Below are 20772 nucleotides of genomic sequence, written 5' to 3' on the forward strand. Positions count from 1 at the left end.
ACAAATAAACCAGCATACAATGAACAATCAACGAAGAGATTTTCTAAAAAAGGCTTTATTACTTACCGGAATGGCAGGGATCGAACACACTATTCCAGCCGCTATACAACGCGCACTAGCCATTGAACCCCTACCCGGAAGCACCTTTATGGATGCGGAACACATCGTTATCCTTATGCAAGAAAATCGGTCTTTTGATCATGGGTTTGGAGCACTACAAGGTGTAAGGGGATTTAACGACCCTAGGTACATACGTCTTCCAAACGGCAATCCCGTTTGGTTCCAATCCGATAAACAAGGGAATACCTATGCCCCATTTCGCCTGAACCTCATGGATTCCAAATCGACGTGGATGGGTGCAGTACCTCATTCCCGACATAGCCAAGTAGACGCTTTTAATGGAGGTCATTATGACAACTGGATAGAAGCCAAACGTGTTGGGAAAGACTATGCCAATATACCTTTAACAATGGGGTATTACAATAGGCAAGATATTCCATTCAATTATGCATTGGCTGATGCATTTACAATATGCGATCAACATTTTTGTTCCGTAATGTCTAGCACTTGGCCCAATCGCTTTTTCTTTTGGACGGGCACGGTAAGAGCCGAACAGAACAAAAATGCCAAAGCCGAAATGCGAAATGAGTTACCCTTTGGTGCGGGGAAATGGCCCACGTTCCCAGAACTACTTGAAGATGCTGGGATACCATGGAAAATTTATCAAAACGACATAAGCTGTGGCGGTGGCTTCAGTGGAGAAGAACGCTCCTGGCTCGCTAGTTTTAGCTGTAATCCGCTAGAACGATTTGAAAAATATAATGTTCAGTTTTCCGATCGCTATGTCGCCAATCTCAAAATACAGACGGATAAGTTGCCAAAGGAAATTGCAGACCTTGAAGATAAACTACAGAAAACACCTCTTCAGGACAAACAATATGGTAAAATCCAGCATGCCTTAGAAGAGAAAAAAAAAGTCTTACAAAATGCCGAAAAAGAGCTGAAAATTTGGTCAACATCTAACTTCGACAAACTTCCTCAGCGAGAGAAAAACCTCTACCAAAAAGCTTTCGTCACCAACAAAAATGATCCCGACTACCGTCGTTTGGATAAGCTCCAATACACGGATAATAAAGGCAAAAAACAAGAAATGGATATTCCGAAAGGTGATATACTTCATCAGTTTAGACAAGATGTACAACGTGGGGAATTGCCTACAGTATCTTGGCTGATTCCGGCGCAGCGTTATTCGGACCACCCAAGCTCACCATGGTATGGGTCTTGGTACATCTCGGAAATTATCGATATCCTTACAAAGAATCCAAAAGTTTGGCAGAAAACCATTTTTATTTTGACATACGATGAAAATGATGGCTACTTTGATCATATCCCTCCCTTCACCCCTCCGAACCCCTATGCCGCGAATAGCGGAAAATGCTCTGCAGGAATAGATTCCGAAATAGAGTATATTACAGCAGAACAAGAACTCGCAGAAGGCCGTAGCAAAAAAACAGCCCGCACCGGTCCAATAGGGTTAGGATATCGGGTGCCGTTAATAGTGGCCTCACCTTGGAGCAAGGGAGGCAAAGTTTGCTCAGAAGTTTTTGATCATACGTCCACTTTACAGTTTCTAGAAAAATTCCTAAGTCATAAATTTAAGCGTGATATCGCATCAGATCAAATCAGCGATTGGAGACGGACGGTTTGTGGCAACCTAACCTCTATATTCAACGGCGCAGATCAGGAAAAAGCAGATGATAAGCTTCCATTTCTCAACCGCAACTCCTATCTGGAAAACATCCATCAAACCCAGCACAAGGCGTTACCCATCTTTGGTCAGCTTACAGTAGAAGATTTAATAAAAGGCAAAGAGCAGCCACATCATGTCGCCCTTATGCCCAAACAAGAAAGTGGGATACGTCCTTCCTGCGCCTTACCTTATGAACTGTACGTCGAAGGAAAATTGGAAGAAGAGGCCTTTGATTTGAAATTCCATGTGGACAACACTATTTTTGGCAACAGAAGCTCCGGTGCGCCTTTTACAGTATACGCAGACGGAGCGATACGTCATTATGCTGTCAAGGCTGGTGACAGCATTTCGGACGAGTTTACCTATACGCCAAACCAAGGGATTGATCTACATGTACATGGTCCCAATGGTTTTTTTCGACGTTTTAAAAACAAACATAAACTTGCCCCTATACAGCCATCTCTCGAATATGAACGGGAGGATAAAAGTTTCACCGGAAGAATTCAGTTATCATTAAAGAACGAGTCACAAAAAACAGTGCAGATCTATATCCAGGACAAAGGTTATGGACAAGCAATAAGGGAAGTGCTTCTTCCAGCTGGAAAACAGCATATCGAACTCGTCGACTTAAGAGCTAGCCGTCATTGGTATGATCTTGAAATAACCGTAAAAGGCTATCAAGATTTTCTATGGGCATATGCAGGACGTGTTGAAACTGGACAGTTGGGGTATACAGACCCTCAGATAGCACAAGTATAAAATTAACTAAAAATGAATAGAAGAAGTTTCTTAAAATCATCCGGCCTACTCATCGGCGGACTTTATCTGTCGGGTAAAGCCTTCGCCGTCATATCGCCGCAAGACAGGGGAAAACTTATCAAAGGACGTATAAGAGCACATCGAAGAAATATCGCCAATGCAGTCGTATCCGATGGATACAATGTGGCAATAAGCGACAGAAGGGGTAGATATGCCCTACAGCTGCACAACAACGCTAAACATATTTTCTTATCGAATCCATCTAGTTATAACGTAAAAAACGTAAATGGTTTCGCAGCTATTTATCGACTATCCGACAGTGGCGCGTATAATTTTGAACTTGAAAAAACTAGCTACAACGACGATCACCACTATTTCCTCGCCTTAGGCGATCCGCAGATACGGGATAAGGAAGACGCGCGGCAATTTCGAGAAGAATCGCTTCCGGATATCACACAATTCCTCACATCCATGCCTCAGGAAAAGTTTCACGGTATCAGTTTGGGAGATTCCATCTGGGATAAGCCAAAATTGTGGCAAGACTACAAAGAAACGATAGGTAAGATGGGTATTCCTTTCTTTCAGACGATCGGAAACCACGATAAAGAGGAAGCAACAGCCGATGAACCAGATGACGCAGCCTTATTCAAGGAACATTTTGGTCCTTCCTATTATTCCTTTAACAGGGGAAAAGCACATTACGTAGTATTGGATACTATCCGCTACACCAACATCAAAAAATATGATGGTCATATTAGTCCTGAACAGCTCTCTTGGTTGGAAAAGGATCTGCAACATGTACCCAAAGACCACGTACTGATCATCAGTGTGCATATTCCGATATATAATAGCATCAAAAATCGGGATGAGCTGTACGCTCTTCTCGAAGGTTTTCAGCAGATCCATGTTCTTTCCGGCCATACCCATCGGAACGCCAACCATGTTAACGGGCATATTTACGAACACACCCATGCCACACTATGTGGCGCCTGGTGGACAGGCTCGGTTTGCACAGACGGTACGCCGCGCGGATATGGTGTCTTCGAGGTGAACGGCACATCAGTAAGCTGGTTCTATAAATCTATCGGTAAAGACCGTAACTATCAATTCCGCAGCAGTGTTCAAAAGCTCAGTGGCGGCATGAACCGTGTGATGGTAAATGTCTGGAATTACGACCCACTCTGGAAAGTGACCTGGTTCGCCGATGGTGTCGCCAAAGGTCAATTGGAACAAACGAAAGGTTTCGACGAATTGGCTGTTGCCCTATATAAAGGTAAAGAGTTACCCAAAGAACGCAGGGCCTGGGTTGAACCTGGACGGACGGATCATTTATTTTATACCCAAACCGATGCTAAAACAGTGAAGATTGTGGTTACCGACCGTTTTGGAAAGGTGTATAAAGAGGAGATTAAACTCGCTTAATGGTCTATCATCGACATTTTGTCTGAGCCACGTTTAATATGATCATCATAGCGCTCAATACAATTGGAAGATACAGAATTGCACCACCCCTCCTTAACTTTAAAGGTCGCATCCAAATTTTTGAGGTTTCCGGAACTCATCCTTAGTACTATCCCTCTCCTCAAAGATTTGAAGCGACGATTTTTTTTGTTTCTTTTTTTGAGGTAAAAAAAGAAAATAAAATTATTATCAATAACCGTTTTGCTTTTAATAAGATATAGTTTATTTTTGCATTCCAAAATGTAGATGTATGAAACCATCTGCTATAAATTGATTAATAATTATTTAGTCCCTATAATATGCCCAATATTGGTAAAATAGCGCAGATTATCGGCCCAGTAGTTGACGTCAACTTCGCCGACAATGACAATCTTCCTAAGATTTACGATGCCTTGTACATTGAAAAAGACAATGGTCAACGTATTGTTCTAGAAGTTCAACAACACTTAGGTGAGGATCGCGTTCGTACTATCGCGATGGATGCAACCGAAGGTTTGGTACGTGGAATGAAAGTGGTTGATACCGGCGCTCCGATTAAAATGCCTGTTGGCGAAGAAATCAAAGGCCGCGTATTTAATGTAGTTGGTGGTGCCATCGATGGTATCCAAGATTTGGACACAACAAACGGACGCCCTATCCATGCTGAACCACCTAGATTCGACGAATTATCGACCGAATCAGAAATATTGTTTACAGGTATCAAAGTTATCGATTTGCTAGAGCCTTATGCTAAAGGTGGTAAAATTGGTTTGTTTGGTGGTGCCGGAGTAGGAAAAACGGTATTGATCCAGGAATTGATCAACAACATCGCTAAAGGACACGGTGGTCTTTCCGTTTTTGCAGGTGTTGGGGAACGCACGCGTGAAGGAAATGACTTATTGCGTGAAATGCTTGAATCAGGCATTATTAAATATGGCGAGCACTTCATGGAAGGCATGGAAAAAGGCGAATGGCCTTTGGACAAAGTAGACAATGAACTGCTTAAAGACTCTAAATGTACGTTCGTTTTCGGCCAAATGAATGAGCCTCCTGGAGCACGTGCTCGTGTAGCATTATCGGGACTTACCGTAGCGGAATATTTCCGTGACGGGGATGGACAAGGACAAGGACGTGATGTACTTTTCTTTATTGACAATATCTTCCGTTTCACGCAAGCGGGTTCTGAAGTATCCGCACTTTTAGGCCGTATGCCTTCAGCCGTAGGTTATCAACCGACGTTAGCAACAGAGATGGGTTTGATGCAAGAGCGTATTACCTCTACTAAAAACGGATCTATTACATCGGTACAAGCAGTATATGTACCCGCCGATGACTTAACTGACCCTGCGCCAGCCACAACTTTCGCCCACTTGGACGCAACAACCGTATTGTCACGTAAAATTGCAGAATTGGGTATTTATCCTGCGGTTGACCCGTTGGATTCGACTTCTCGTATCTTGACTCCAGCAGTATTAGGTGACGAACACTACAATACAGCGCAACGCGTAAAAGAAATTTTGCAACGTTATAAAGAGCTTCAAGATATCATCGCTATCCTAGGTATGGACGAGTTATCAGAAGAAGATAAATTGACTGTTCACCGTGCACGTCGTGTACAACGTTTCTTATCACAACCGTTCCACGTAGCAGAGCAATTTACCGGCTTAAAAGGTGTACTTGTTGACATCAAAGATACGATCAAAGGTTTCAACATGATTATCGATGGTGAGGTAGATGAATATCCGGAAGCTGCATTTAACTTGGTCGGCAACATCGAAGAAGCTATCGAAAAAGGCAAAAAATTATTAGCGGAGGCTGTTTAAGATGAAATTAACGATTATTACGCCAGACAAATTAGCATACGAGGGGAACGCTACGGCAGTAACGGTACCTGGTAGCGCTGGCTCTTTTCAAATTTTACAGGACCACGCTCCCATCGTATCTACTTTAGAAGATGGAAAAGTTATTATTCGGGACGCACAAGGCCAAACGGTTTTCGTTATTAAAGGCGGTGTTGTAGAGGCTAAAGACAACAATATTACTGTTTTAGCAGAAGGAATCGTGGAAGAATAATAGTTAAAAAATACATTCAATTATATAGCCCAGGGTCTAAACCGAGGGCTATTTTTTTTCAACTTTCCTCCGACTTTTGCCTATTTTAAGAAGAATTTTGCTCTTTTTCCATAAAGACTTAATTTTGAACATCTATACCGATTTTAATTTTAGTCTATCAACACAAAAATATAAAATCACTATGCTTAAAGTATATAAAATAATATTCTATTATAAATAAAATAACAGAATAATAAACTTTTTCAAAATACTTTGTTTTGCTATTGTAAAGAATTTTTAATAGCGCTAACTTGACCATAGTGAAATTGAGGGAGACACTATGCAGTATTATAATCAAGACACTTACATTTATTTGGATGGGGATTTTGTAAAAGCCACAGATGCCGGAATCGACTTATTTGGTCAATCACTGCATTATGGGTACGGTGCTTTTGAAGGATTAAGAGCATACGGCACACATCATGGCACAAGAATTTTTAAAGCAGAAGAACATTTTACGCGTTTGCAGCGGTCATGTGAAGCTATTAACCTTCCTTATCTTTGGAACAATCAAGTATTGATAGAAAAATCATACGCTTTATTAGAAACTAATAATCTGCGATCTGCTTATATCCGTCCACTTGTATTTTCCGGATCGAACATGCATCTTACTTCGGCAAAAGATGCGCATATTATGATTGCTGCATGGGAATGGGGGCCCTATTTAGGGCAAAACCTACTTCGTGTCTGCACCTCCAAAATTCAACGTCTCCATCCCAAATCTTTTCAGATCGAAGCGAAAGTATCCGGTCAATACATTAATGCTATTTTGGCGTCGAGTGAAGCGATACGTGAAGGGTTTGACGAAGCACTTATGCTGGATCACGATGGCTTTTTAGCACAGGCATCCAGTGAAAATTTATTTATAGAGAAAGATTTTAAGCTATACACCCCGCCGTTAGGGAATATATTTCCTGGCATCACACGTCAGACAGTTATTGAACTGTGTAAGAGTTTAAATATTGAGGTAATAGAAAAAAAACTGACCGTTCAAGACGTTCACGAAGCAGACAGCGCTTTTTTGTGTGGTACCGCAGCCGAAATCATCGGTATCAAGGAGGTGGATGGCATTATGTATGAAGAAGACTGGGAGCATACTATTGGTGCTTCTATCCAAAGGAAATATAAAAAATTAGTTTTAGAAGAAGAGAATTATGAAGTCATCATCTGACATGAAAAGTGTAATGAACAAGTACAGTCGCATCTTTACACAAGATGAAACACAACCTGCAGCAAAAGCCATGTTGTATGGTATTGGACTTACAGACGCCGATATGGACAAAGCGCAAGTCGGTATTGCCTCTATGGGGTATGATGGAAATACCTGTAACATGCACTTGAACGACTTGGCTCAATTGGTAAAACAAGGCATTTGGAGCAGTGATTTAGTCGGGCTCACCTTTGGAACAATCGGCGTAAGCGACGGTATGAGCAATGGTACAGAAGGAATGCGCTATTCGTTGGTATCTCGTGATGTCATTGCAGACAGTATCGAAACAATCTGTGGTGGTCAATACTATGATGGTGTAGTCGCTATTCCGGGCTGTGATAAGAACATGCCAGGCGCTATCATGGCAATGGGCAGATTAAACCGTCCGGCTATTATGGTATACGGAGGAACAATTGCTCCGGGCCATTATAAAGGCGAAGAATTAAATATTGTATCCGCTTTCGAAGCCTTGGGTAAAAAAATCGCAGGCACTATTTCGGACGAGGATTATGATGGCGTTATCCGCCATACTTGTCCTGGCGCAGGTGCGTGTGGCGGGATGTACACCGCGAACACCATGGCGTCAGCTATCGAAGCACTGGGCATGAGCTTACCTTATTCCTCTTCCAACCCAGCCATCTCAGAAGAGAAAAAGAAAGAATGTTTGGAGGTAGGAAAATATATGCATACGCTTTTGGAAAGAGACATCAAACCGACCGACATCATGACACGTAAGGCTTTCGAAAATGCCATGCGTGTGATTGTGGTTATGGGTGGATCGACAAATGCGGTATTGCATTTTATCGCGATAGGTAAAGCAGTAGGTGTTGATATCACACCAGATGATTTCCAACGGATGTCTGACGAAACTCCGGTATTAGCAGATTTTAAGCCATCGGGCAAATTCTTAATGCAAGATTTACAACAGTACGGTGGTACACCTGCCGTCATGAAATATCTATTGGATGAAGGTTTATTACATGGAGACTGCTTAACCGTTACTGGAAAAACTATAGCAGAAAATCTAGCGGACGTTAAATCTATTATGGCATACGATCAGCCGATTATACAGCCGCTGGATAATCCTATCAAGAAAACAGGACATTTGCAGATTCTTTACGGAAACTTGGCAGAACAAGGATCCGTAGCTAAAATATCGGGTAAAGAAGGAGAGAAATTTACGGGCCCTGCTCGTGTATTCGATGGGGAACAAGATTTGGCGAAAGGCGTTGCTTCGGGACGTGTTAAACCGGGCGATGTTATCGTCATCAAAAACGAAGGCCCCAAAGGTGCGCCCGGAATGCCAGAAATGTTGAAACCAACTTCTTTGATTATCGGGGCAGGCCTGGGGAAATCCGTCGCCCTAATCACGGACGGTCGTTTCTCTGGTGGTACACATGGTTTCGTCGTCGGTCACATCACTCCCGAAGCTTACGAAGGCGGTCTTATCGGTCTCGTCCAGGACGATGACATCATTGAAATTGATGCCGTAAACAACACCATTAATGTAAATCTGTCGGATGAAGAAATTGCTTCTCGCCGGGCAAACTGGAAACAGCCGGCATTAAAAGTAAACAAAGGTGTGTTGTATAAATACGCGAAGACAGTTGCCAATGCTTCCCAAGGTTGTGTAACAGATTTATAAAAAGTAGTGATACAAAATCTCTAATATTAAAAAAATGAGTACACTGGAAAAAACACGATCAAAGCCACAAGAGTCTACAGCGCCTAAAACCCAATTAAGTGGGTCTCAAGCTGTATTGGAAGCTTTGATTCAAGAAGGAGTAGATACCCTATTTGGTTATCCAGGGGGGGCGATTATGCCTATATACGATGCATTATACGATTATAATGACAGATTAAACCATATCTTGGTTCGCCATGAACAGGGCGGAATCCATGCTGCGCAAGGCTATGCCCGCACGTCTGGACGCGTTGGTGTCGCATTTGCGACCAGTGGGCCTGGAGCAACCAATTTGGTAACTGGATTAGCAGACGCGATGATCGACAGTAATCCTATCGTATGCATTACGGGACAAGTATTTGCTTCATTGTTAGGGACAGATGCTTTCCAGGAAACAGACGTCATCAATATCACGACACCGGTCACTAAGTGGAATTATCAAGTTACCGATGCGACGGAAATTCCGAGCGTGTTGGCAAAGGCATTTTATATAGCACAAACCGGACGACCAGGCCCCGTTTTAATTGATATTACGAAAAACGCACAAATACAATTGTTTGATTACAAAGGCTATGAAAAATGTGACCATGTTCGTAGCTACCGTCCTAAGCCTATTGTGCGCAAGGAATATATCGAACAAGCCGCGGCGCTTATTAACAACGCAAAAAAACCTTTTGTGCTGTTCGGACAAGGTATCATTTTAGGTAAAGCGGAGCAGGATCTCAAAGACTTTATCGAAAAGGGCGGTTTTCCAGCTGCAACAACCGTAATGGGTTTAAGTGCATTGGAAACGGATCATCCATTGCATGTTGGTATGCTCGGCATGCACGGGAACTATGCGCCCAACGTCATGACTAATGAATGTGATGTATTAATTGCCGTTGGGATGCGTTTTGACGATCGTGTAACCGGTCGGTTGGATAAATATGCCAAGCAGGCAAAAGTCGTCCACCTGGATATTGATCCAGCTGAAATCGACAAAAATGTAGCAACTACCGTACCTGTGTGGGGCGATTGCAAGGAAACCCTGCCTATGTTAACGCAGCTGATCGAACGGCATGATCATAGCGCTTGGCTAGCGGAATTCCGCGAATTAGAGAAAAAGGAAGTTAAAGAAGTCATCCAAGATGAATTGAACCCCACGTCAGATATCATGACAATGGGAGAAGTAATCAAGGTTTTGAATGAATTAACTGGGGGCGACGCCGTTATCGTAACAGATGTAGGGCAACACCAAATGGTTACTTGCCGTTATGCAAAATTCAATAAATCGAAGTCGAATGTCACTTCCGGAGGATTGGGGACCATGGGCTTTGGGTTACCTGCGGCTATTGGTGCATGGTACGGAGCCCCCGAGCGCGACGTCGTTGCAATCATCGGCGACGGCGGAATCCAGATGACCATCCAAGAATTGGGGACGATCATGCAATTCGGTGCAAAAGTCAAAATCCTCATCCTTAACAATGAGTTTTTAGGTATGGTACGTCAATGGCAACAGTTATTTAACGATAAGCGTTACTCTTTTGTCAACATAACGAGTCCAGATTTTGTAGCGGTAGCGAAAGGGTATCATATTGAAGGGAATAAAATTTCCGAACGTAAAGATCTACATACAGCGTTGAAGACTATGCTTGACCATGATGGGTCTTATTTACTGGAGGTTATGGTCGGCAAGGAAAATAATGTCTTCCCTATGGTTCCGCAAGGTGCATCTGTATCGGAAATACGTTTAAAGTAAAAAAGCAAACAATGGAAAAACAAGAATATACTATCACGTTATATACAGAGAACTCTATTGGTATGATAGGACGCATCTCTGGTATCTTTTCCAGAAGAAAAATCAATGTAGAAAGCTTGAACACCTCACCATCAGAGGTAGAAGGCATCCACCGCTTCACAATTTTAATTAATGAAAGTGAAGATGTGGTCCGTAAACTATGTCGGCAGATCGAAAAACAAGTAGAAGTTCTGAAAGCCTATTACAATACGGACGAAGAGTTAATCTGGCAAGAGCAGGCCCTTTACAAAGTTCCGACAGAAGTCATTGCCGAAAAGGCATCTGTAGAACGGCTGCTTCGGGAGTATGGTGCCTCTGCCGTCGTTATCCGGCATGATTACACCGTGTTTGAAACCGCAGGGCATCGTGAAGAAATCGACCGTCTGACAAATGCCTTAGGTGAATACGGACTCATTGAATTTGTACGAGGTGCGCGTATTGCCATCATCAAGGACAGTGCTGGCTTCCATACAAAAATCAAACAATTTGAGCGTGAGGAGCCGTCACCAGATACCGTAGAAAATGAATACCTTGATCAGCAGGACAGTGTTTTTACTATGTAAAGTGCGGAGAAAAAAATGACAGAAATATTTAAATTTATTATAGATAGCCGTAACGCTTTTATCCGCTTACTGGACGAACTTACTTTAGATGAACTCAATCAAATTCCAGCGGGTTTTAATAACAATATTATCTGGAATTTCGGGCACATCGTCGTGAGTACACAAACGCTATGCTATGTACGGACAGGCATCACTTCCGATACATCTTTCGTCAAGTATATCGAAGCATATAAAAAAGGTTCAAAACCGGAATACTTCGTCTCGGCGGAAGAAGTCGCCGAACTTAAGCAGCTAGCTATTTCTACTATTCAAAAAATACAGGAAGATTACCAGAAAGGAACATTCGAAAAAATCGCTCCTTTTGATACCTCCACCTTCGGTGTGCTCATAAACAGCATCGAAGAGGTTTTGGTCACCACGGTAGGCCATGATAACACGCATTTCGGTTATGCTATAGCCCAGCGGAGAACAATTAAAAAATAAATCAATCAAAAACAAACGTATTATAACAACAAAAACAATGGCAAATTATTTTAACACATTACCTCTTAGAGAACAATTAAACCAATTGGGACATGCTGAATTTATGGATTCAAATGAATTTTCGGATGGTGTTAGCGCTTTAAAAGGTAAAAAAATCGTCATCGTAGGATGTGGTGCTCAAGGCTTGAACCAAGGTTTAAACCTTAGAGACAGTGGATTGGACGTTTCCTATGCATTACGTAAGGAAGCTATTGAACAAAAAAGAGATTCTTGGAAAAATGCCACGGACAACAACTTCAACGTAGGAACTTACGAAGAATTGATTCCGTCAGCAGATTTAGTAATCAACCTCACACCTGATAAACAACATACATCGGTTATCAATGCTGTTCAGCCATTGATGAAACAAGGAGCTGCCCTATCCTATTCACACGGGTTTAACATTGTGGAAGAAGGTATGCAGATACGTAAAGACATTACAGTTCTCATGGTAGCGCCTAAATGTCCGGGTTCTGAAGTCCGTGCAGAATATTTAAGAGGATTCGGTGTTCCTACTTTAATTGCGGTACACCCGGAAAATGATCCAGAAGGCAAGGGATGGCCTTACGCAAAAGCATATTGTGTAGGTACAGGCGGACACCGTGCGGGTGTATTGAAGTCTTCGTTTGTCGCTGAAGTGAAATCCGACTTGATGGGTGAGCAAACCATCCTTTGTGGGTTATTGCAAACCGGCTCGATTCTATCTTTTGATAAAATGGTAGAAAAAGGTATTGACCCAGGCTACGCTTCGAAATTAGTACAATATGGCGTGGAAGTCATTACAGAAGCCTTGAAACATGGTGGCGTGAGCGGCATGATGGATCGCTTGTCCAACCAAGCAAAAATCAAAGCTTTCCAAGTATCGGAAGAATTGAAAGACATTATGCGTCCGTTATTCCAAAAACACCAAGACGATATCATGTCGGGCGAATTTAGTAAAACGATGATGGAAGATTGGGCAAACGGAGATGCCAATCTATTAAAATGGAGAGCAGAAACAGGTGAAACGGCTTTTGAAAAAACGCCTGCCGGTGATGTAAAAATCAACGAACAGGAATATTTTGACAATTATTTGTTAATGGTTGCTTTCGTCAGAGCAGGTGTAGAATTAGCATTCGAAACCATGGTGGAAGCAGGTATTAAACCAGAATCTGCTTATTATGAATCGTTGCATGAAACACCTTTGATTGCCAACACCATTGCGCGTAAAAAATTATTCGAAATGAACCGTGTCATTTCAGACACAGCTGAATATGGTTGTTACTTATTCGATCAAGCATGTAAACCGCTATTGACTGATTTCATGACAAAAGTAGACACTGATTTAGTTGGCAAAAACTTCAACGAAGGAAAAGACGGCTCCGTTGACAACGTTCAGCTGGTACAAGTTAACGAAATTTTACGCAGCCATCCTGTAGAAACCGTGGGTGTTAGATTACGTAAAGCAATGACAGCGATGAAGGCTATCAAAACTGTTTAAGAGCGTTATAAGGTGATAATGGGTTACAAGGTTACGGGAATAGCGGTCTATCTCGTAACTTTGTAACTATATTACAAAAAAGAGAGAAATGGGAAAAACATTAGTAGAGAAGATTTGGGATGCGCACGTTGTCAAGCGCCAAGAGGGCTTCCCAGATATTTTATATATAGATACGCATTTGATTCATGAGGTAACTTCGCCTCAAGCATTTGACGGATTGCGGAAACGAGGAATACCCGTTTTTCGTCCGAATCAAACGGTAGCTACCGCGGATCACAACGTGCCTACACTCAATCAACATCTTCCAATCCAAGAAGAACTTTCACGTTACCAAGTGGATATGTTGACCAAAAATTGTAAGGAGTTTGGTATTGAGCTTTATGGCTTGGGACACCCCTATCAAGGTATCGTTCACGTTATCGGACCAGAGTTAGGTATTACCCAGCCGGGGAAAACAATGGTATGTGGAGATAGCCATACCTCTACACATGGTGCTTTCGGCGCTATTGCGTTTGGAATTGGAACTTCGCAGGTAGAGCAGGTATTTGCTACACAATGTTTATTGCAACAAAAGCCAAAAACGATGAAAATCGAAGTTAACGGTGAGTTGGCAAAAGGCGTTGGTGCGAAAGATATTGTTTTATATATCATCTCTAAAACAACCGCTGCGGGTGGAACGGGATATTTCGTAGAATTTGCCGGTTCAGCCATTCGTTCATTAAGTATGGAAGGCCGGATGACGGTCTGTAACATGAGTATAGAAATGGGTGCCCGTGGTGGACTCATCGCTCCAGATCAAACGACATTTGACTATGTTCATGGTCGGGAATTTGCCCCGAAAGGCGAAGAGTGGGATAAGGCCCTTGCTTATTGGCAGACATTGTATTCAGACGAAGATGCGCAATTCGATGCGGTATTGAAATTTGATGCTGCTGACATTCAGCCTATGATTACCTATGGAACCAATCCGGGAATGGGAATCGGTATTTCGGAAGCCATTCCGGCAACTGTAGATCAACCTGAATCAGAACGCCCATCCTATAAAAAAGCATTGGATTATATGGGCTTCCGTGATAATGAAACATTATTAGGGCATCCTGTAGACTATGTTTTTATCGGTTCTTGTACCAACTCCCGTATCGAGGATTTACGGGCTGTTGCTTCTTTTGTACAAGGCAAGAAAAAAGCAGAACATGTAGAGGTGTGGATTGTTCCGGGCTCTAAACAGGTAGAAGCGCAAGCTAAAGAAGAAGGTATAGACAAAATATTTGAGGAAGCGGGTTTTATGCTTCGCGAACCAGGTTGTTCGGCTTGCTTGGGTATGAATGAGGATAAAATCCCGGCGGGAAAATATTGTGTTTCGACTTCTAACAGAAATTTCGAAGGTCGGCAGGGTCCGAATGCACGTACCATGCTTGCCAGTCCACTTACCGCTGCTGCGGCTGCTGTCAGCGGAAAGATTGTGGACGTGAGGGAATTATTGGCGGAATATGATGTTGTTTAAACCATCCAACCGCAAGCTTTTGGGAGATGTGGACAAAAAGGCTTTTCAAACGATGCTTCGTTTTGAAGAATACCTTGCACAAACTTCCATTTCTAAAATCCACGCCGAATTGATTAAAATCAGAGTGTCCCAAATTAATGGCTGCTCTTATTGTATCGATAAACACATTCAGGATGCTATACAATATGGTGAAGACCATAGACGTATACATCTTTTGTCGGTGTGGCATGAAGTTCCTTGCTTTTCTACAGAGGAGCGTGCAATCCTAGCGTTGTGTGATTGTATCACCCTTATCCATCAACAAGGTGTACCGGATGATGTATATGACCAAGCTTTGGAGATTTTAGGTCAACAGTATTTTACAGAGGTAATGATGGCTATCATCGCGATGAACGCCTGGAATAGAGTTGGAATAACAACCGGACGTTTTCCTGAGATATAACTTTGAAATCTGATAGCTTCATCACCTTAAAGAACATTTATTAAGATGAAACCTGCATAAATTGCCCTATACAGAAGACAATGAATAATTTATGCAAGCTTCATTGTCATTAAAAAACAAACCGAGTGTAATGAGCTCATCTATACAATCGAGATTTAACACTCATAGATAATTATTCGAATGAAAAAATTTGAAAAATTAACATCAAGGATAGTACCCTTACCGATTGAAAATATCGACACCGACCAAATTATCCCTGCGCGCTTTTTAAAAGCAACCACAAGAGAGGGTTTTGGCGACAATTTGTTTCGCGACTGGCGTTACGATAGTGACGGACAACCGAAAGCAGACTTTGTGATGAACAACCCTAACTACAGCGGCAAAATGTTAGTAGCTGGTAAAAACTTTGGTTGTGGTTCTTCCCGCGAACATGCGGCATGGGCTATCCAAGATTATGGCTTTGACGTCGTCATCAGTTCATTCTTTGCTGATATTTTCAAAGGCAATGCGTTAAACAATGGTGTATTGCCTATTACAGTGTCCGATAGTTTCTTAGAGAAAATATTTGACGTCGTTTTTGCAGATCCAAATACCAACCTAACCGTTGATTTGGAGGCACAAACAGTAACGATCAACGCTACGGGAGACAGTTTTGAGTTTGAAATCAACCCGTATAAAAAATCTTGTTTAATCAATGGCTATGATGATATCGACTACATCTTGAGCCACAAAGTAGACATCGAAAAATTTGAACAAACAAGACATTTTTCATATTATCAATAAAATCGTTAACATGAAGAATCAAAGGATCACATTACTATTTTTTATTGCTCTGTCATTAATATGCCGGATAGGGTTTGCACAAACGAATTCTCTGGAGCAATTGCAAAGTGAAATTACAAGTCTCAAGAGGCAACTAGCCGATGAAAAGGAAAAGGTAGCTTATTTCAAAGATGCACTCGATCTGCGTAATAGTGAGCTTGAAATCACACAAGATAGCGTAACGATAAAACTGACCGAAGTCAAGGGTAATTCTTCGGAAAAAACAATTTCGATTAAAGGGTTAGTCATCTATCACGGTGATACTGAAAAAAGGTTTCAATTTTATCATGAGCAGCAATTTGTTGATCCTAACGGCAACATCATTGATCAGCAATTTAATATAGTAAGAGCAAATGATCCTACAAAGCGTCTAATGGCCATAGAAGATTTAGAAAAAGATATTCCGTATGCATTTCTAATGAAATTTGAAAATTGTTCAGAAAAAATTCCAACCATTAGTTTATTACGGATTGAGGCTTTCAGCAATCCTTTAAAATCACGCTTAAACTATAAATTTAAAGGCGTAGACGTTGCTTGGGATTAAGCATAAAACATAATATTTCAACTTTTGAATCTTAACGTTTTAAATATCGAAAACCTGACAGTCCAATACAGTAATAAAGCTGTATTAGATAATTTTTCGTGGGCAATTATACAAGGCGAAAATTGGGTTATTGGTGGAAAAAGCGGAACAGGGAAAACTTCTTTAGCCAAAGCTATCGTAGGAGAGGAGAAAGCTACGGGAGAGATTACCTTTCATTTTGATGAACATAGCGCATGTCCGCCGCGTGCTTATTATGTCTCCAACTGGTATCAGTTTACAAACTTGGAGGGAGACCGCAACTTTTATTATCAACAACGCTATAATAAATTTCAGAAAAACGATACGCTTACTGTCTACGCCGACCTTTTACATTTCGGTCGGAAGAACAACCTTCGCTATGCAGATGCCGAGCCAATTTTGTATGCACTGGGTTTCGAAAACTGTAAGGATACACAGCTAATCGAGCTATCTAGTGGCGAGCATAAAAAACTGCAATTGGTACAGGCTCTTTGGCTTAATCCACAGCTTTTAATCATTGACGAACCCTTTACAGGACTAGACAAACAATCGAGAGCCAATCTTTTGGATATTTTCAATGAAGTTACCCGTAAGGGGACAACATTAATTTTAATCACAAATGATACACAACTCCCTTCTTGCATCAATCGTTTTGCTGAAATCAAAGACGGTCAGCTCCATGTGGTAGAACAGGCAAACGATTTTTCAAAAGATGCTATCCGCGAAAAGAAACCTCTCCCCTATTTCTTACAAAAGGAGCCGGAAAGCACGAGTCAAACCATGGTTGAGCTGAAAAATGTTTCTGTTCGCTACGGAGATAAAGTCGTATTAAAAAATATAAACTGGAGGGTAAAAGCAGGTGAAAAATGGTTGTTACAAGGACCAAATGGCTCTGGTAAATCCACTTTGTTGAGCTTATTAAATGGAGATCATCCCCAAGCTTATGCTGCAGATATATGGTTATTCGGAGCCAAACGCGGTTCAGGTGAAAGTATTTGGGATATTAAGGAAAAAGTGGGTATCATCTCACCGGAGATGCACTGGTATTTTGATCGGAATGCCACCGTATGGCATACGGTGGCATCGGGTTTTTACGATAGCATCGGTTGGTTTATGGACGTAAAGTACGAAGAAAAAAAACGTATGGAGCAGCTATTAGATTTCTTTGATTTATTGCCCTATAAAAACCAATTGCTTCATACGCTTCCGTTAGGAAAACAGCGCTTGGCTCTTTTGGCAAGAACCATCATCAAAAATCCGCCACTGCTGATACTGGATGAGCCTTGTCAAGGACTGGATATCGCACAAACCACACATTTCAACGCCGTGGTAGACGAGCTGTGTGCGCATGGCAATACACTAATTTACGTCGGTCATTATGAATCACAATTACCGTCTTGCATAGAACATAAACTTATTTTGGAAAAAGGTGAGGTGGTAGAGGAAGTAACGATATAAATAATTATATACACATGAACAAAAATATTTTAATCATCCCCGGAGATGGTATTGGACAAGAAGTAACGACATGGGGAAAACAAGTATTAGAAACAGTAGCAGCAAAATATGGTCATGAGTTTAGCTTCGATGAAGCCATTATGGGGCATACGGCTATTGAAGCAACAGGTAATCCGCTACCCGATGAAACGCTAGAAAAAGCGAAAACATCAGACGCGATCCTATTCGGTGCTATCGGACATGCGAAATACGATAATGATCCATCGGCGAAAGTAAGACCCGAACAGGGTTTATTAAAAATACGTAAAGAGCTAGGTTTGTACGCGAACCTGCGCCCTATATTGTTATTTGACGAGTTGTTAGAAGCTTCCAGTCTAAAGCCGGAAGTCTTACGCGGAACAGATATTTTATTTTTCCGCGAGTTGACTGGAGATGTATATTTTGGAGAAAAAATACGCAGTGAAGACAATACTTTTGCTTCGGATTTAATGAATTACCACCGTTATGAAGTAGAACGCATTGCACGTAAAGCTTATGATGCGGCTCGTACACGTAATAAAAAGCTGTGCTCCGTTGATAAAGCAAACGTATTGGAGACGTCCCGCTTATGGCGAGATGTTGTGCAAGAAATAGCACGCGAATATCCGGATGTTGAAACGGAACACATGTTTATCGACAACGCCGCTATGCAATTAGTGAAGAATCCTAAAAAATTCGATGTCGTATTGACGGCCAACCTGTTCGGAGATATCCTGACAGACGAGGCTTCTCAAATTGCAGGTTCTATGGGTATGTTAGCGTCGGCATCTATTGGTGATGGAACAGGATTTTTCGAACCGATTCACGGATCCGCACATGATATTGCGGGGCAAAACAAGGCAAATCCATTAGCATCTATTCTATCCGCCGCATTAATGCTCGATATTGCATTCGGCTTACAAGAAGAAGCCAAAGCGGTAACCCAAGCTGTTGCGGACACCCTAAAAGCAGGTTGGCGGACAGGTGATATCGCCAATGCAGAAACACCTGCTACGCAGATATTAGGCACAAACGAGATGGGCGCCAAAGTATTGGAATATTTGAGATAAGGAAAAAGATTTTTTAATTTTAGGTTTTTAACCGATCCGCCAGTTGGCGAATCATCTTTAGATAAATTTAAGACTATGTTACACGATCCTAATCATTTATATATTTTCGATACGACCTTACGCGATGGTGAACAGGTTCCTGGCTGTCAGTTAACGACTTCAGAAAAAATAGATATTGCCAAAGATTTAGAGCTTTTAGGTGTTGACATCATCGAAGCCGGATTTCCCGTATCGAGTCCAGGGGATTTCCAATCGGTTGTCGAATTATCGAAAGCGGTGGACAATGTTATCATTTGTGCACTTACGCGTGCAAACAAAAACGACATTGATGTTGCCGCTGATGCGTTGAAGTATGCCAAACGTCCACGTATCCACACCGGAATCGGCTCGTCGGATATGCATATTCAATACAAATTCAATTCTACACGTGAGGAAATCCTGGAACGTGCGGTTGCTGCAGTAAAACATGCCAAATCTTATGTAGAAGATGTTGAATTTTATGCAGAAGACGCTGGCCGGGCAGATTTAGCCTATTTAGCCAAAATGGTAGAAGCTGTCATTGCGGCAGGAGCTACCGTTGTCAACATCCCCGATACCAACGGCTATTGCTTACCAGATCAATACGGTGCAAAAATCAAATACTTAAAAGAAAATGTAAAAAACATCGATGAAGCTATCATCTCTGCACATTGCCATAATGATTTAGGATTAGCCACAGCCAATTCCATTGCCGCTGTTCAAAACGGAGCTCGTCAAGTCGAGTGTACTATCAATGGTATTGGTGAACGTGCAGGAAATACCTCGCTGGAAGAAGTTGCGATGATTATGCAAGTACATGCAAGTCAATTTCCAGGCCTAACCTCCAACCTCAACAGCAAGATGTTCACGCACATTTCCCGTAAGGTAAGTTCCATGATGCGCATGCCTGTGCAACCAAACAAGGCTATTGTTGGGAAAAATGCCTTTGCACACAGTTCTGGAATCCATCAGGATGGTTTCTTAAAGCATCGTGAAAATTACGAGATTATCCGTCCGGAAGATGTAGGCTTAGTAGAAGCCGATATTATCCTGACTGCTCGTTCTGGCCGGCATGCATTGAAACACCATTTGGAGCGTTTGGGTTATCAGTTGGACAAAGATAACCTTGCTGTAATTTATGAGAAGTTCCTTATCATGGCAGATGCAAAAAAAGACATCAACGACGAGGATCTGCATACCTTGTTAAAATAAAACATGGCCAAACATTTAGAATTTGGAAAGCAGGGGGAATGGGAAGCACAAGAATTTCTACGTACTCAAGGCTACCAAATTCTACAATTAAATTGGCGATATAAATGGTGGGAAATAGACATCATTGCTAAAGAGGGTGATATACTGGCTTTTGTAGAAGTAAAAAGTCGCAGTTCAACCGCATATGGTGAGCCGTTTCAGTTTGTTGATTTAAAAAAGCAGAAAAGCCTCATCAAAGCCGCAGGTGTTTTTTTAAAACGAATCAACCATCAGGGCGATATCAGATTTGATATTGTTTCTATTTATAGCCGTAACGGCAAAAAAGATATTTCACTCGTTAAAGACGCTTTTTGGGGCAGTTATTCTTAA

The 20772-nt window shown here is 41.8% G+C and carries 18 protein-coding genes; all 18 read left to right on the forward strand.

The window, feature by feature from the left end; all coding sequences use genetic code 11:
• Positions 1–19: 19 nt before the first annotated feature.
• The 18 genes from H8B21_RS03370 to H8B21_RS03455 all read left to right on the forward strand — a co-directional run bounded on the left by H8B21_RS03370 (position 20) and on the right by H8B21_RS03455 (position 20772).
• Entirely contained in the window at positions 20–2509 is a 2490-nt protein-coding gene (locus tag H8B21_RS03370; RefSeq protein WP_190312357.1) for a phosphocholine-specific phospholipase C, read from the forward strand.
• Positions 2510–2521: 12 nt separating this feature from the next.
• Entirely contained in the window at positions 2522–3931 is a 1410-nt protein-coding gene (locus H8B21_RS03375; RefSeq protein WP_190312358.1) for a calcineurin-like phosphoesterase C-terminal domain-containing protein, read from the forward strand.
• 338 nt (positions 3932–4269) lie between these two features.
• Positions 4270–5772 carry a F0F1 ATP synthase subunit beta gene (atpD, locus tag H8B21_RS03380; protein WP_190312359.1) on the forward strand — a complete coding sequence of 501 codons (1503 nt, stop codon included), beginning with the start codon at positions 4270–4272 and terminating at the stop codon, positions 5770–5772.
• A gap of 1 nt (position 5773) precedes the next feature.
• Positions 5774–6022, forward strand: a complete 249-nt coding sequence (gene atpC, locus H8B21_RS03385) for an ATP synthase F1 subunit epsilon (RefSeq protein WP_190312360.1) — start codon at positions 5774–5776, stop codon at positions 6020–6022.
• Positions 6023–6341: 319 nt separating this feature from the next.
• Positions 6342–7232 carry a branched-chain amino acid transaminase gene (locus H8B21_RS03390; RefSeq protein WP_190312361.1) on the forward strand — a complete coding sequence of 297 codons (891 nt, stop codon included), beginning with the start codon at positions 6342–6344 and terminating at the stop codon, positions 7230–7232.
• Complete coding sequence (gene ilvD, locus H8B21_RS03395; protein ID WP_190312362.1) at positions 7216–8916, forward strand: dihydroxy-acid dehydratase; 1701 nt, start codon at positions 7216–7218, stop codon at positions 8914–8916. The genes H8B21_RS03390 and ilvD overlap by 17 nt, the downstream gene beginning before the upstream one ends.
• A 34-nt stretch (positions 8917–8950) precedes the next feature.
• Positions 8951–10693 (forward strand): biosynthetic-type acetolactate synthase large subunit, encoded by a 1743-nt coding sequence (ilvB, locus tag H8B21_RS03400; protein WP_190312363.1) that lies wholly within the window; start codon positions 8951–8953, stop codon positions 10691–10693.
• An 11-nt stretch (positions 10694–10704) separates the two neighbouring features.
• A complete protein-coding gene (gene ilvN, locus H8B21_RS03405) occupies positions 10705–11295 on the forward strand; it encodes an acetolactate synthase small subunit (protein WP_190312364.1) in 591 nt (196 codons plus the stop codon).
• A 15-nt stretch (positions 11296–11310) separates the two neighbouring features.
• Positions 11311–11778, forward strand: a complete 468-nt coding sequence (locus H8B21_RS03410; protein WP_190312365.1) for a DinB family protein — start codon at positions 11311–11313, stop codon at positions 11776–11778.
• Positions 11779–11815: 37 nt separating this feature from the next.
• Positions 11816–13297 carry a ketol-acid reductoisomerase gene (ilvC, locus tag H8B21_RS03415; protein ID WP_190312366.1) on the forward strand — a complete coding sequence of 494 codons (1482 nt, stop codon included), beginning with the start codon at positions 11816–11818 and terminating at the stop codon, positions 13295–13297.
• A gap of 88 nt (positions 13298–13385) precedes the next feature.
• Positions 13386–14801, forward strand: coding sequence for a 3-isopropylmalate dehydratase large subunit (leuC, locus tag H8B21_RS03420; protein WP_190312367.1), 1416 nt, complete (start codon positions 13386–13388; stop codon positions 14799–14801).
• Entirely contained in the window at positions 14788–15243 is a 456-nt protein-coding gene (locus tag H8B21_RS03425; RefSeq protein WP_223814809.1) for a carboxymuconolactone decarboxylase family protein, read from the forward strand. The genes leuC and H8B21_RS03425 overlap by 14 nt, the downstream gene beginning before the upstream one ends.
• Positions 15244–15423: 180 nt before the next feature.
• Complete coding sequence (leuD, locus tag H8B21_RS03430; RefSeq protein WP_190312368.1) at positions 15424–16026, forward strand: 3-isopropylmalate dehydratase small subunit; 603 nt, start codon at positions 15424–15426, stop codon at positions 16024–16026.
• A 10-nt stretch (positions 16027–16036) separates the two neighbouring features.
• Positions 16037–16609, forward strand: a complete 573-nt coding sequence (locus tag H8B21_RS03435) for a hypothetical protein (RefSeq protein ID WP_190312369.1) — start codon at positions 16037–16039, stop codon at positions 16607–16609.
• Between the two features lie 24 nt (positions 16610–16633).
• Positions 16634–18085, forward strand: coding sequence for an ATP-binding cassette domain-containing protein (locus tag H8B21_RS03440; protein WP_190312370.1), 1452 nt, complete (start codon positions 16634–16636; stop codon positions 18083–18085).
• A gap of 14 nt (positions 18086–18099) precedes the next feature.
• Complete coding sequence (gene leuB / locus H8B21_RS03445) at positions 18100–19173, forward strand: 3-isopropylmalate dehydrogenase (RefSeq protein ID WP_190312371.1); 1074 nt, start codon at positions 18100–18102, stop codon at positions 19171–19173.
• Positions 19174–19248: 75 nt separating this feature from the next.
• Complete coding sequence (locus tag H8B21_RS03450; protein ID WP_190312372.1) at positions 19249–20403, forward strand: 2-isopropylmalate synthase; 1155 nt, start codon at positions 19249–19251, stop codon at positions 20401–20403.
• A 3-nt stretch (positions 20404–20406) separates the two neighbouring features.
• Positions 20407–20772 (forward strand): YraN family protein, encoded by a 366-nt coding sequence (locus H8B21_RS03455; RefSeq protein ID WP_190312373.1) that lies wholly within the window; start codon positions 20407–20409, stop codon positions 20770–20772.

The sequence above is a fragment of the Sphingobacterium chuzhouense genome (genome assembly GCF_014692525.1).
GTDB classification, from domain to species: Bacteria; Bacteroidota; Bacteroidia; order Sphingobacteriales; family Sphingobacteriaceae; genus Sphingobacterium; species Sphingobacterium chuzhouense.

Excerpts from the sequence above, each read along its gene's own strand:
- H8B21_RS03370 (WP_190312357.1), top strand. The coding sequence starts at position 20 with ATGAACAATCAACGAAGAGATTTTCTAAAAAAGGCTTTATTACTTACC.
- H8B21_RS03375 (WP_190312358.1), top strand. The coding sequence starts at position 2,522 with ATGAATAGAAGAAGTTTCTTAAAATCATCCGGCCTACTCATCGGCGGA.
- atpD (WP_190312359.1), top strand. The coding sequence starts at position 4,270 with ATGCCCAATATTGGTAAAATAGCGCAGATTATCGGCCCAGTAGTTGAC.
- atpC (WP_190312360.1), top strand. The coding sequence starts at position 5,774 with ATGAAATTAACGATTATTACGCCAGACAAATTAGCATACGAGGGGAAC.
- H8B21_RS03390 (WP_190312361.1), top strand. The coding sequence starts at position 6,342 with ATGCAGTATTATAATCAAGACACTTACATTTATTTGGATGGGGATTTT.
- ilvD (WP_190312362.1), top strand. The coding sequence starts at position 7,216 with ATGAAGTCATCATCTGACATGAAAAGTGTAATGAACAAGTACAGTCGC.
- ilvB (WP_190312363.1), top strand. The coding sequence starts at position 8,951 with ATGAGTACACTGGAAAAAACACGATCAAAGCCACAAGAGTCTACAGCG.
- ilvN (WP_190312364.1), top strand. The coding sequence starts at position 10,705 with ATGGAAAAACAAGAATATACTATCACGTTATATACAGAGAACTCTATT.
- H8B21_RS03410 (WP_190312365.1), top strand. The coding sequence starts at position 11,311 with ATGACAGAAATATTTAAATTTATTATAGATAGCCGTAACGCTTTTATC.
- ilvC (WP_190312366.1), top strand. The coding sequence starts at position 11,816 with ATGGCAAATTATTTTAACACATTACCTCTTAGAGAACAATTAAACCAA.
- leuC (WP_190312367.1), top strand. The coding sequence starts at position 13,386 with ATGGGAAAAACATTAGTAGAGAAGATTTGGGATGCGCACGTTGTCAAG.
- H8B21_RS03425 (WP_223814809.1), top strand. The coding sequence starts at position 14,788 with ATGATGTTGTTTAAACCATCCAACCGCAAGCTTTTGGGAGATGTGGAC.
- leuD (WP_190312368.1), top strand. The coding sequence starts at position 15,424 with ATGAAAAAATTTGAAAAATTAACATCAAGGATAGTACCCTTACCGATT.
- H8B21_RS03435 (WP_190312369.1), top strand. The coding sequence starts at position 16,037 with ATGAAGAATCAAAGGATCACATTACTATTTTTTATTGCTCTGTCATTA.
- leuB (WP_190312371.1), top strand. The coding sequence starts at position 18,100 with ATGAACAAAAATATTTTAATCATCCCCGGAGATGGTATTGGACAAGAA.
- H8B21_RS03450 (WP_190312372.1), top strand. The coding sequence starts at position 19,249 with ATGTTACACGATCCTAATCATTTATATATTTTCGATACGACCTTACGC.
- H8B21_RS03455 (WP_190312373.1), top strand. The coding sequence starts at position 20,407 with ATGGCCAAACATTTAGAATTTGGAAAGCAGGGGGAATGGGAAGCACAA.